Source organism: Enterococcus sp. VV15, from assembly GCF_005236045.1.
Classification (GTDB): Bacteria; Bacillota; Bacilli; order Lactobacillales; family Enterococcaceae; genus Enterococcus_B; species Enterococcus_B durans.
Map to the genome: position 1 here is coordinate 1 of NZ_QPTY01000033.1, position 13,013 is coordinate 13,013.

Sequence of the window (13,013 nt, forward strand, 5' to 3'; positions counted from 1 at the left end):
TTGTGGTTAAAAACATTGTACCGTAAAAGGGCTGTTACATGGCCTTTTATCTTTTACACAATTATATGGACTTTATCGAAGGGAATATTCTCTTTTGTTAGAATAGTCTTAAATAATCAATTTATCCTTGTAGAATAATTGATTTATTCAAATAACGCCTTCAAACTAATGTTGATTAGAGACTATCACTAGCAGCAACTAGAAATGGAGACTTTTTCACGGCTATGATTAGTTTTGAAAGAAAAATATCTCTAACGAGTTAAGATATGGATGTTGCAAATAAGGCAAGACCCACTTCGCTTTACTATGATAGCATTTGAGCTGTAAAGCTTGACTCAAATAATTTATTAAAGAGCAAGGGTATACTAGTATGGATGAAAAAAGCTTAGTTTGTCTACCATTAAGAACTATCATTAACCAATTGGAATATGTCATTAAAGAAGAATCAGCTGAGATCGAATGGATACATTAAGAACTGAAATTAGTTCACGATTCAATAACAGAATAGATTTTTCTTTTTCGTGTAAAAACAACCCCGATATCATCTCATTTCTAAAAGGCACTGCACTTATAAATGAGTACAGACACTGTAAGTAGAACTTTTTTTATTAGCGATGAAAATGATAATTGTCTAAGTATGTTTACATTAGCATTAAAAGATTTGGATATTAGTGAGCTTACTTCTAGTCAGAAGAAAAAATACCTTGCTCGACAAAAATCAGGAAAACGTATCAACTCTATCCCTGCAATATTATTGGGACAACTTGCTAAAAATGATAGATTTTCTGATTTTTTTAATGGCAATTTATTGATGAGTTATTGTCTAGTAGCTATTGAAACCATCAGATGTCATATAGGTGGTAAATTAGTGATTCTAGATAGCGTTAATTGCTCAAAAGTGATTCGATTTTATGAAAAGTACGGGTTTAAATCATATAGAGAACTAGTGTCTAGTGAAAAACGGGAGAAGTGTATCAACCCATGATTCTAAAGTATGAAGAAGATAACTATAAATAAGACTATCTGCTCTTTTTTCAAAAATTCAAAGAACCGTTTCAAAAACTTTTGATATTTTTTTAGCGTTTTTTGTGAGATTCCTCTGGCTTTTTCGTTGAATAACATTTTTTCTAATAGTTCACCTATCCTTAAATTCTGCATAACAAAAAAACTCCCTTATCAACTTTGTCTAAAAGTCAATAAAAGAGTTCAGAAGTTATCTACTCATTGGGTATGGTATCCGTATCGAAAATATCCTCATTTCATCTGGTACCCGAAGTCCAAAAAACCAGCTCCGACTACATACTCAATGAATAACGTTGTTAAATCAACGAAAATCTTTATCGAATTCCCAATGCGATTCTTGCATAACGACTCATTTTATCGGTCGTCCAAGCTGGGTACCAGACAAGTTTCACTTCAACTTTGGATACTTCTGGTATTTCTTTCAATGCATCGTGGATGGAATCAGTCAAGATATCAGCTAATGGACACCCCATCGTTGTCAATGTCATTTTGATGACAGTTTCTCCATTTTCTGGATCAAAATCTACTTCATATATCAAGCCTAGATTGACGATATCGATACCTAACTCTGGATCGATGACCATTTCTAATGCGGCTAAGATTTGTTCTTTGATTGCTTCAACTTCTTGTGCTGACCATTCTCGGTTCGCTTCGCTCATTCTGCACACTCCTTCATGCGATTTTCATTTATCATACTCTTTTTTTAGATGTTTGTAAATGAGAATCAAGAACATCTATTCTCATTTAACTTGCTTCCTCAACAGTAAAAACTACCGCTAATCTAAAATAAGTGCATTGCTTATTTTTTTCGTGCAGTATTTTTTATTTCTGGAAAAACACCTGTTGATCGGTACATATTTTGTTCGGATTCATTCGCAAATCGGCCAAAAACAGAATGAGTCGGCAAAATGTTGATAAAGGCATCATCATCTATTTCGTGTACGATTTGATCTAGATCATACATTTCATAACGTGTGATCACCATCATGATCATTTTTCCTTCTTTTTTAGAATATCCACCGACTGATGGCAGCAAAGTCATTCCACGTACCATTTTTTGTGAGATGGCTTCGGTCACTAAATCGGGTCTGACTGTCACGATCATTGCCGTGACCTTTTGATGGCTCGTATGGATAGCATCTATCACTTGTGTCATGGCATAAATCGAAATAATCGTATATAATGCACTTTCCCAGTTAAAGAGGAATCCGGCGATTACCACAATGATCCCATTCAGCAGCAACATATAGTTTCCAACTGTTTTACCTGTAGTTTGTGACAGAACTAATGAGATGATGTCCATTCCACCAGTCGTAAATCCCATCTTTAGTGATAAGCCAACTCCCACACCTAGTAAAACGCCGCCTACTAATGCATTCATCAATATGTTATCCGTAACTTGTCCCGTAGGTAATAGTGTAGTCATTACCGAGACTGCTACGACATTGACAAAACTCAGGATCGTTGCCCGTTTCCCAACTTTCAGAAAACCTAAGATAAAAACAGGGATGTTCAAAATAAAGATAAAGGCACCTGTATCCACTTGTATATGGAACCATTCAGATAATAGCGAGGCAATGATCTGGGCGATCCCATTCATCCCTGCAGAAAAGACGTTTGCAGGAATCAAAAAATAATTCAAGGCAATCGCCGCGGTCAGTCCGGTGACTAAAACGACCACTATTTTTTTCAATTTTTCATTTCTTTGATATACAGTCATGATCTTGCTCACAAGCACCTCTTCCTTTCATTGTTATTCCAAATGTAAGAATAACAGGTTCTTTATTAAATGAAAATACTTCGCACATAAATGAGAAGAATTTTAGTAAAGATTCAAAAAAAATTTCTTGCTATGATACAATAAAAGAAAAAATTAAAAAGGAGAACATATATGGCAAAGGATGCAAGTTTCGATATTGTTTCTGAAGTATCGATGGAGGAAGTAAAAAATGCGATCCAACAAAGCATCAAAGAATTAACGAATCGTTTCGATTTTAAAGGATCGACAGTTGAAATCAAGCTAGAAAATAATCAACTAGTAGTCGTTGGCGACGATGATTTTAAAATTGAGCAGATCAAGGATGTCCTTTTAGGAAAATTGAACAAACGGAATGTACCGATCAAAAATATCCATTTTTCTGATTCTAAACATGCACTAGGTGGAAAAGCTCGCCAAACGGCTGAATTGGTGAGTGGCATCGATCGTGAAAATGCGAAAAAAATCACTACAGAAATCAAGAACTCTAAAATGAAAGTCAAAGCACAGATCCAAGAAGATCAAATTCGTGTAACAGGTAAAAACCGTGATGACTTGCAGGCTGTTATTTCTTTGTTGAGAAAGTTAGATTTGCCGATCGAATTACAATTCACGAACTACCGTTAAGTGAGAATCATGTTAATGACACAACAATACATGATCTGGATTCCAGAGAAGTTACTGCTTCTTCTAGGACCCAGATCATTTTTTATATGAGGTTGGGCAGAAGTGTTTAACTCCGAGAAATAAGAAGAAATTCACGAAAATTGCTTTTCAAATTTTTGTGAATTTCGGCTTATTTCTGAAGGAGTTGCTTCTGCTCCCACCGTTTATTCGTTTTTAAAGAATGAGACAAAAGTATTTCTTACTTTTGTCCCACGATCGATATTTCAGAGATTCAATCCTTTCTAGTTGTCCAAAATCGGTGGATTTCACTAGATAGTTCATTTACATTATTGACGTTTTTAGCTCCGTGCCAATGGTTCGGGAACAATTGACGGTAATTTCTGGTTGCGAACCGTCGATCAGCTAAGACGACGATTCCTTCATCTGTCGTATCTCGAATGACACGGCCTGCTGCTTGTAATACCTTGTTCATGCCTGGTAACTGATAGGCATATGCAAACCCAAGATTGTCTTTTTCATTGTAGTACTCTTTGATCAATTCTTGTTCATGGTTCATTTGTGGTAATCCTACGCCGACGATCATGCTACCAATCAAACGCGTTCCTTTTAGATCGATTCCTTCCGAAAAAATGCCTCCTAGTACACAAAATGCCACTAAGGTCTCTGCAGGATCGATTTTAAAATTTGCTAAAAAAGTTTCCCTTTCTGTTTCATTCATCACAGTCTCTTGGATCAACAGACGAACTTCGGGATAACGTTCCTTAAATACCGCTGCTGTTTGATCTAGATATTGATACGATGGAAAAAAGACAAAGTAGTTTCCTTTTTTCCCTGATATAAATTGGTTAATCGTTTCAACTAACCTAGGTGAACTTTCTTCTCTTTTTCGATAAGTCGTTTCGATATAATTAGCAATCAATACCTGTTGATTTTCTTCTGGAAAGGGACTCGGTAAACGATAAGCTAAACTTTCCTTTCCGCCTAGCGTTTCTTGGTAATAAGACAACGGTGAAAAACTAGCAGAAAAAAGCAGACTGCTTCTCCCCTTATCTAACGATTGCTCTAAAAATAAACTAGGATCGATACAAAATTCTTTGATCACAAAATCATGGTAGGTCTTCTCGACCGTCGTTTCATAATGATCATCATAAAATTCACTGATTTTTAAAAAATGTAGGAGATCGAAGTAGAATGGCAGGATCGTTTCTTGAATCGCATGTTCAGGATATTCTGCCAACCATTCCTGTATGACTTCGCTCAGCTGATAACCCGCTGTGATCAAGGATTCGGCTGGCACTTTTTGGTGGTGGTAGTCCCAACTGTCTTCATTGGATAGCTCTTGGATCTTATCAAATTCTTTCAACAATTTATTGATGCGCCGACGAAGCTTTTTAAATTCTTTCGGCACGATCGTATAGACATTCTTCGCACCTCGATAGGATAATTCAGCTGAATATATTTCTCTGGAACGATTGACTAGATTATGTGCTTCATCAATGAGGAAGATATTGTCCTCATTCTTTTCTTCTTCAAAGAACCTTCTTAAATAAACAGTGGGATCGAATAAATAGTTATAATCACCGATAATGACATCACACCATAAGCTAACGTCTAAAGACAATTCGAATGGGCATAATGTATGTTTTTTGGCATACGTTTCAATGACTTCTCTAGTTATCTGATTTTCATGATTCAATAGATCCCATAGTCCTTCATTGATGCGGTCATAATAACCATTTGCATACGGGCATTGATCGGGGTTACAGGTTGTTTCGTCTAAAAAACAGATCTTATCTTTTGCGGTCAACGTCACACTTTTAGCTTCAGCCCCCGCATCATTGAATGCGACCATCGCATCTTCTGCGACTTGTCTCGTGATTGTTTTAGCTGTCAAATAAAATACCCGTTCACCTGATTCCTCACCGATTGCCTTCAACGTAGGAAACAAAGTCGAAACTGTTTTCCCTGTTCCTGTTGGTGCTTCAGCAAATAGCTTTTGCTTTGTCTTGATCGTTTTATAAGCTGCTACAGCCAGTTCCCTCTGTCCCTTCCGATAGTTATCATGGGGAAATTTCAGAGCCATCAATGAGGCATTTCTAACCGTCCTCCAGTTTTCTCGAAAAATCAGCCATTCTTCATAGTCTGCTATCAGTTTTTTAAAAAACTCATCTAACTGTTCAATGGTTTGATACTCCATTTTTCTGGTGATCTGTTCTTCTGTTGTTTGAAAGTACGTCAATTGTAAATTGATTTCTGTTAATTCTTGTTTATGGCAATAAATATACGCATAAACTCGCGCTTGATGAAAAAATAGATCAACTTGTTCCTGTTCTAGATCTTCAAATCGAGGTTCTGAAGTTTTGATTTCATCTATATAATAAAGACCATCTTTTTGAAAAATACCATCTGCACGACCTTCGATTGTTAATTGAATATCGTCTAACTCTACAGTTGTTTTTAAAAAGACTTCCTTTTCGTAGGTTTCCCCTGCTTCTTTTTGTAATTTTCGATGGATCTTGACGCCCTCTAATGCGGTATGGTTACTTTTTTTACGATTATCGATACTTCCGCGCCTCAAGATGAATTCTACTAGATTTCGTACCGAGATTTTTGACTGTTTCACCCATTCTGCCTCCTTTGTGTATAAGATTACCTGAAAAAAGAAAGTTACGCAAAGATACAAAAAAACACCCTGCTGGTTAGGCAGGGATATAGGATATAGAATTTGGATTTTTGGATGAGTTAACTGTAACAAGTACATATTAAAAAGCAATGAAAACTTCCTTCCCTTACGTTTAAAATCTATAAATACTTTTCATATAGTCTGATAATTCAGATAATCTTCAAATGAAGGGAGCATTTTTGTTTCCTCTCATCAATTGAGTTATACTAAAACAAAGAACGCATTGGGAGGAACGTCTATGCACATTCAAAGATTGAAAACTGGGATGATCGAGGAAAACTGCTATCTCATCTATAATGACGAAGCATTGTTGATCATCGACCCAGGAGAAGATGCAAATATGCTCAAAAATCAAATCGAAAAAACACAGCAACAACCAGTCGCTATTTTACTGACACACACCCATTATGATCATATTGGAGCAGTTGAAGAACTTCGCCACTTCTATCAAATTCCAGTCTATGTTAGTCCTTTAGAGCAAGAATGGCTGGGTGATCCAATTTTGAACCTCTCTGGGCTAGGCCGCCACGATGACATCCAAAATATCATCGTCTCTCCTGCCGAATATGAATTTGAGATGAAAACTTATCGTCTGGGGAATATGAGCTTTCGGGTCGTACCGACCCCTGGCCACTCGATCGGTAGTGTCAGCTTCATTTTTGATGATTTCGTTGTATCAGGAGATGCATTATTTAGAGGTAGCATCGGTCGAACTGATTTGTATTCTGGCAATTTAGAACAATTATTACACAGTATCCAAACACAATTATTCGTTTTACCTGACGAATTCGTCGTTTATCCTGGGCATGGAGAAGCAACAACTATAGAGCATGAAAAACGTACGAATCCATTTTTCAACGCAACCTACTAATTTAACATTCAAGGAGGAATAAACATGACTAAAACGACCCTTTATATCGTCAGACACGGAAAAACGATGTTCAATACGATCGAACGAGTACAAGGTTGGTGTGATACGCCATTAACGAAACAAGGAAAAGAAGGAATCCACTATCTTGGGAAAGGATTGAAAGATGTCGATTTTTCTCTGGCCTATTCCAGTGACAGCGGACGGGCAATCGAAACTGCTCGAATCATTTTAAGCGAACATACCAAAGGAAAAGAGATCCCTTACTTTATCGATCAGCGTATTCGTGAATGGTGCTTTGGTTCTTTAGAAGGCGGCTATGATATGGAGATGTGGGGAGTTATTCCTCGTGTCTTGAACTTCAAAACATATGATGATATGTTTACTACAGATGTCACATTTGAACAAATTGCGCATGCGATTTACAATCTCGATACAGCTGGTTGGGCAGAACCTTATGAAACTTTGAAAGCGCGTGTTTGGTCTGGTTTCGAAGATATTGCCCATCAATGTGAGAAACAAGGCGGCGGAAACGTGTTAGTCGTTTCTCACGGTTTGACTATTGGTTTTCTACTGAACTTAATCGATGCCAAACAACCAGTACGTGCAGGACTTCTAAATGGTAGTGTCACAAAAGTTACTTATGAAGATGGTACATTTTCTATTGCTGGGATCAATGACGTCCACTATATTGAACAAGGAAGAACACATACGAAGGAATCATTTCTATAATTCGTTCAGCGCAATTATCTTGTCCTATCAAGAAATTGGAACAGAAATGTTTAACTCCGAGGAGTAAGAGGAAATCTACGGAAAATCCGTTTTACTTTTTCTGAATTTCGGCTTATTGTTCAAGGGAGATACGCCTACTCTCACCTCTTATCCCATTTTTAGAGCTTGAAGCAAAAGTGTCCTTTACTTTTGTTCAAGCTCTTCTTTTTTTCATTGGAATTTCTCAAATTTTTCTTAACTTTGAGAAACAATTTGGTTTTAGAAACAAAGAATGGTATACTAAATGATGTATTTTTATTTGGGAAGGAAGGAAACTATGTTTTTTGCAAATATCATTAAAGCAGCAATTCTTGGTATTATCGAAGGGATTACTGAATGGCTGCCGATCAGTAGTACTGGTCATTTGATTCTAGCCGACCAGTTTATCAAACTGGATGCTAGCACACAGTTCATGTCGATGTTCAATGTCGTGATCCAATTAGGAGCGATCTTGGCAGTCGTCGTGTTATATTTCCACAAGTTAAATCCCTTTTCACCAAGCAAGACAACAATTGAAAAAAAGGATACATGGACTCTTTGGTTTAAAGTCGTTGTCGCTTGTATCCCTGCTATTATTATTGGTCTTCCATTAGATGATTGGTTAGAAGAACATTTCCATAAATTCTTGCCAGTAGCAATCGTTTTGATTGTTTACGGGATTGCCTTTATCATTGTGGAAAAAAGAAATAAAACGAAAGAACCGCGTTGGACCACCCTTAACGACTTTACTTACCAAGCAGCATTGTTAGTTGGATTATTCCAAGTACTAGCACTAGTGCCTGGCACTTCACGTTCTGGGGCAACGATCCTAGGAGCTATTTTGATTGGCGCTTCAAGATTTGTCGCAACTGAGTTCTCATTCTTCTTAGGTATACCGGTAATGTTCGGTGCAAGTGGTTTGAAGATCGTCAAATATCTTGCTGAAGGAAATTCTTTCAAGACAGAAGAAACGATCGTCCTACTTATAGGTACTTTAGTTTCATTTATTGTTTCAGTATTAGCTATCAAATTCTTATTGAATTACTTGAAGAAAAATGACTTTACTGCTTTTGGTTGGTACCGAATCATTTTAGGTGTTATTTTGATTGGATACTGGTTCATTGCCATGTAGTAGCCTCTCATGAATAAGCAGATATTTCTTTGCTTTTAGAATCAAGTATTACCTATTCAACTATATTTTTTAAATCGGCTTATCAGAAAATAGTTTTCACTATTTACGAGATAAGCCGGTTTATTTTTGCTCTCATATTACAATAATTATAATTTGAATTCGATAAATTAACGGAACATAGCTAATTGATAGCCATTATCGTTCTCAATTAGCTAATTTTATTATCAATTAGATTCATTATATGTTATATTGATTTTGCAAAGGAGGGAGAACAATGAACAAGATAAAATACAATCCATTTATGTTAGCAATCGCTTGTCTTTTACTAATGGTTACAGGTTGGCTTTTCGATCACTTTATTGCTAGTCTGGCACCATATCTTTACCTAAGTGCCATTATTGTCGGTGGGTTCAAGCAAACGCGAGAAGGTCTCTTAGAGCTATGGAATGACCGAACGTTGAATGTGGATCTATTGATGGCCCTTGCTGCCATTGGTGCTTGCTTGATCGGTAATTTTTTTGAAGGAGCCATGCTGACTTTCATCTTCTGTCTCAGTGGTGCATTAGAAGAATATACTACAAGTAAGAGTCAAAAAGAGATCACTGCTTTGATGAATATCCAGCCGCGGATCGCACAACGTTTGACCGATTCTGGTGAGATCCAAGAAACGGGAATCGAAAACTTGTCTATTGGTGATCGCGTATTTGTTGCAAAAGGCGCTACGATCCCTATCGACGGCGTATTAGAAAGCCCACAAGCAATAATCGATGAAGCAACGATCAGCGGTGAATCGATTCCAGTAGAAAAAGTTTTTCAAGATGAAGTTTTAGCGGGTACATTAAATCAAGGCAATCCTCTAACTATCTCTGTCACAAAGAAAAGTGACGATACCGTTTTTGCTAAAATCATCAAACTAGTCGAAGCAGCACAAAATACACCAACTAAAACCGCCTCCTTTATTTCACGTATCGAAAATACGTATGTCAAACTAGTCTTGTTGATTGTCCCTTTGATGATCGCCATTTCTTATTTTATTTTCGGTTGGAGTTTTCAAGAAAGCTTTTATCGTGGGATGGTGTTATTAGTCGTTGCCTCCCCTTGCGCCCTTGTAGCATCAGCCACACCAGCTACCTTAGCCGCTCTGTCTAACTCGGCTAAAAAAGGCGTATTGATAAAAGGTGGCATCTATTTAGAACAGTTAGCTGAGTTAAAAGCAATCGCTTTTGATAAAACTGGTACGTTGACTAAAGGCAAACCAGTTGTCACAGATAGTTACTTTTTTGCAGAAAAAGACCTTTCTCAACAACTCCTTGTTTCAATGGAGAAAAAGACCACTCACCCATTGGCCCAAGCAATCGTTACTCATTTCGATTTGGAACTGCCACAAGATATACAGCAACTGTCCATTGAAGAAATCACAGGTTTGGGTCTCCAAACCATCTATCAAAACGAACATTGGGCTGTTGGCAAATTAAATAAATCAGCTCTTTCTTCCGAAGATGTAGACAAAATCAAAACGATCCAACAGTTAGAGGAACAAGGAAAAACAGTGATTGCTCTGACTAAAAACGATCAATTGATGGCGGTACTCGGTTTACTAGACGTACCAAAAGAAAATGCGGGTGAAGCAATCGCCTACTTCCGTTCACAAAAGATCCATACTAGCATGATAACTGGTGACAATGAAGGTACTGCAAAGGCAATTGCCTCTCAAGTCGGAATCGACTCTTTCTATGCGAATTCTACACCCACTGAAAAAACTGTCTATATCCAAACTGAAAAAGAAAAATACCAGACAAATGCGATGGTGGGAGATGGAGTGAATGATGCGCCTGCACTTGCTACTGCATCTTTAGGGATCGCCATGGGCCAAGGAACAGATGCAGCGATGGAGATTGCGGATATCGTGTTGGTCCATAACGCCTTAGATAAGTTAGTCTATGCACACCAGTTGTCCTTAAAAATGAAAAAGATCATCAAACAAAACATCATTTTCTCTATTGCGGTGATCTGCTTGTTGATTTTATCTAATTTTTTCCAATTCCTGACGCTACCCTTTGGCGTGATTGGGCATGAAGGTAGTACGATCTTGGTCATACTGAATGGACTACGCTTATTAAAACCGTTAAAGGAGTCGAAAGAAGCTACCACTCGTTGTGCAAATTGTCCTTTATATAAGGTTCACCTAACTTGATCATCCTATTATCACCTCCTTCCCTTTTGTCTGATATAAAAAAATGATATGATGTATTGAAGGAAAGTGAGGTTCTTTATTTATGGAAAGTTGGCTTTTTTTAGGACTGATCATGCTCGTCGCATTATTAGCTAAAAACCAAAGTTTGATCATCGCCACAGGGTTTGTTTTGTTACTCAAGTTACTTCCCTCATCAAAGTTAATCTTGACTTGGCTCCAAGGGAAAGGGATCAATATTGGCGTTACGATCATTACGGCTGCAATTTTAGTTCCTATCGCTACTGGGGAGATCAGTTTAAAAGATTTGTTAGATGCATTTAAATCACCGATAGGCTGGGTTGCCATCTTTTGTGGCGGTTTGGTAGCAGTCCTTTCATCAAAAGGAGTTGGACTGATTGCTTCTGATCCGCAGATTACTGTAGCCTTAGTTTTCGGTACGATCTTAGGTGTTGTTTTCTTAAAAGGGATTGCCGCAGGTCCAGTAATTGCTTCTGGAATTGCCTACTGTATCCTGCAATTGTTTGCATTTGGGAAATAGCTATTTTTAAAGTGTTTTGGCTGAGTGATTCGAGCCGTTCGTGCTATAATTATCCTGAGGTGATTACATGTTAGAAAAATTAAGATATTTTTTCGGTACGATTGGCTGGTTTTTATTAGCTATTTTATTGATTTTAGGATTAGCTTATCTCCTATTCCCCGATTTGATCCAAAATGTATTTAATACCTATTTTTAGCCTGTCAACTGTTGGGCAGTTATGACGTGTATGCTATTTTTATTCTTTCTATCAAACAGACAAATTGCAAAAAACTACTAGACATGACAAAAATTCTGTCTGGTAGTTTTTTTATACTTTTTGCTAGATGCGAGAGGCGCTACAGAAGAAATTATTGTTTCTTTTTGCCTCCTTCTTCTTTTTTTTGTTATACTAGACTGCAGAACAACTTTATCTCTTATTATGTAAAAGTTTGTTCCTATGTTTCAGCTATAGAAAGGAAGACGCTCATGGAAACTTTTGAAGGTCTTTTAATTGATACGTATGTTTTACAAGAGCAACCAATGATGTTGACTGGGTTGAATCTTCAGCTTGAAGATCGAGTGATCAATGGTCTTTTGAAGGATCGTTATCTTGCGAAATATATTTTACGCTTGCCATTAAACAAATATGTTTTAGAAGTTAGCGGAAAATGGAATCGTCGGAATCAATTAGTCATCAAAAAAATGATGATCAAAAATATCGATGAATATATTAAAATTATCGGCACTCCAGAATAATACCAGTAATGCCAACGGTTACAGGTTATAAAATAACTTTAGTATGGTATCGTTATAATTCCTTTATCAACAAGGTTCGTATCCCTTTTCAAAAAAAGCTTTGCAAACGATTATCCTTGTTATATAATGTTTTGGTACCAAACAGTCCCATTCAAATTTTGTTTAAAAAGATAATCTTATCTCGTTTGGTTGAACGCTATTGTCTCCCACAATAGCGTTTTTTGGTTGTGCGACTCTTTCGTAGCAGGTACCAATTTATTAAATCTTTCTTTCTTTTAGTGTTAAGGAAAAAAACTTGTCATGTTGATATTGCAAAGATAGCATGATTTAGGTATAATAATGAATGTTGAATTATGCGGTAACACGCGTAAGAACTTATTTTATCGGAGGTGAAACTAATGCCAAACATTGAATCTGCAATCAAACGTGTTCGTACAAGCGAAAACGCGAATGTAAAAAATTCATCTCAAACAAGCGCTATGCGTACTGCAATCAAAAAATTTGAAGATGCTGTAGCTTCAGGTGCTGACAACGTAGATGCGTTATATAAAGAAGCTGTTAAAGCTGTTGATATGGCTGAATCAAAAGGTCTAATCCATAAAAACAAAGCTAACCGCGACAAATCTCGTTTAAGCAAAAAAATCGCTAAATAAGGAAATCGGCTGCGGCCGGTTTTTTTATTTTATCAAAATAAGCAAGTGGGACAA

13 protein-coding genes and 2 pseudogenes are annotated in these 13,013 nt (G+C 37.0%); 11 read left to right on the forward strand and 4 right to left on the reverse strand.

From position 1 onward, the window contains the following. Window positions 1-574: 574 nt before the first annotated feature. A complete protein-coding gene (locus DVW83_RS15580) occupies window positions 575-985 on the forward strand; it encodes a GNAT family N-acetyltransferase (RefSeq protein WP_224784452.1) in 411 nt (136 codons plus the stop codon). A 35-nt stretch (window positions 986-1,020) separates the two neighbouring features. Here DVW83_RS15580 and DVW83_RS15585 read toward each other — a convergent pair. From DVW83_RS15585 to DVW83_RS11180, 3 genes and pseudogenes are all read right to left on the reverse strand, one after another. Further along, a pseudogene (locus DVW83_RS15585) lies at window positions 1,021-1,158 on the reverse strand (site-specific integrase); the annotation flags it as partial. Window positions 1,159-1,337: 179 nt separating this feature from the next. Further along, window positions 1,338-1,682 carry a metal-sulfur cluster assembly factor gene (locus DVW83_RS11175; RefSeq protein ID WP_104661631.1) on the reverse strand — a complete coding sequence of 115 codons (345 nt, stop codon included), beginning with the start codon at window positions 1,680-1,682 and terminating at the stop codon, window positions 1,338-1,340. Window positions 1,683-1,822: 140 nt separating this feature from the next. Then, the gene (locus DVW83_RS11180) at window positions 1,823-2,743 is read right to left on the reverse strand and encodes a YitT family protein (protein ID WP_104661632.1); all 921 of its coding nucleotides are present in this window, start codon (window positions 2,741-2,743) and stop codon (window positions 1,823-1,825) included. Between the two features lie 171 nt (window positions 2,744-2,914). On the opposite strand from DVW83_RS11180, the gene DVW83_RS11185 reads away from it, so the two are divergent. Continuing rightward, a complete protein-coding gene (locus tag DVW83_RS11185; protein WP_104661630.1) occupies window positions 2,915-3,406 on the forward strand; it encodes a YajQ family cyclic di-GMP-binding protein in 492 nt (163 codons plus the stop codon). Between the two features lie 91 nt (window positions 3,407-3,497). Beyond that, window positions 3,498-3,623 (forward strand): annotated as a pseudogene (locus tag DVW83_RS16000) (DUF3788 family protein); the annotation flags it as partial. 54 nt (window positions 3,624-3,677) lie between these two features. On the opposite strand, the gene DVW83_RS11195 reads toward DVW83_RS16000, so the two are convergent. Continuing rightward, on the reverse strand, window positions 3,678-6,029 hold the full coding sequence (locus tag DVW83_RS11195) for a helicase C-terminal domain-containing protein (protein WP_104661566.1): 2,352 nt from the start codon (window positions 6,027-6,029) through the stop codon (window positions 3,678-3,680). Window positions 6,030-6,327: 298 nt separating this feature from the next. Between DVW83_RS11195 and DVW83_RS11200 the strand changes: the two genes are divergently transcribed. The 8 genes from DVW83_RS11200 to rpsT all read left to right on the forward strand — a co-directional run bounded on the left by DVW83_RS11200 (window position 6,328) and on the right by rpsT (window position 12,959). Beyond that, window positions 6,328-6,960 carry an MBL fold metallo-hydrolase gene (locus tag DVW83_RS11200; protein ID WP_104661565.1) on the forward strand — a complete coding sequence of 211 codons (633 nt, stop codon included), beginning with the start codon at window positions 6,328-6,330 and terminating at the stop codon, window positions 6,958-6,960. A gap of 24 nt (window positions 6,961-6,984) precedes the next feature. Beyond that, window positions 6,985-7,689: a histidine phosphatase family protein gene (locus DVW83_RS11205; protein ID WP_104661564.1), complete on the forward strand. Its 705-nt coding sequence runs from the start codon at window positions 6,985-6,987 to the stop codon at window positions 7,687-7,689. Window positions 7,690-8,005: 316 nt separating this feature from the next. Beyond that, complete coding sequence (locus DVW83_RS11210) at window positions 8,006-8,839, forward strand: undecaprenyl-diphosphate phosphatase (RefSeq protein ID WP_104661563.1); 834 nt, start codon at window positions 8,006-8,008, stop codon at window positions 8,837-8,839. Between the two features lie 274 nt (window positions 8,840-9,113). Further along, on the forward strand, window positions 9,114-11,033 hold the full coding sequence (locus tag DVW83_RS11215; protein ID WP_123862436.1) for a heavy metal translocating P-type ATPase: 1,920 nt from the start codon (window positions 9,114-9,116) through the stop codon (window positions 11,031-11,033). 82 nt (window positions 11,034-11,115) lie between these two features. Next, window positions 11,116-11,571, forward strand: a complete 456-nt coding sequence (locus DVW83_RS11220) for a DUF441 domain-containing protein (protein WP_104661561.1) — start codon at window positions 11,116-11,118, stop codon at window positions 11,569-11,571. A gap of 67 nt (window positions 11,572-11,638) precedes the next feature. Continuing rightward, on the forward strand, window positions 11,639-11,767 hold the full coding sequence (locus tag DVW83_RS15835) for a hypothetical protein (protein ID WP_005878682.1): 129 nt from the start codon (window positions 11,639-11,641) through the stop codon (window positions 11,765-11,767). A 269-nt stretch (window positions 11,768-12,036) separates the two neighbouring features. Next, entirely contained in the window at window positions 12,037-12,306 is a 270-nt protein-coding gene (locus DVW83_RS11225; RefSeq protein WP_005878685.1) for a hypothetical protein, read from the forward strand. A gap of 398 nt (window positions 12,307-12,704) precedes the next feature. Then, entirely contained in the window at window positions 12,705-12,959 is a 255-nt protein-coding gene (gene rpsT / locus DVW83_RS11230) for a 30S ribosomal protein S20 (protein ID WP_005878687.1), read from the forward strand. Window positions 12,960-13,013 lie beyond the last annotated feature (54 nt).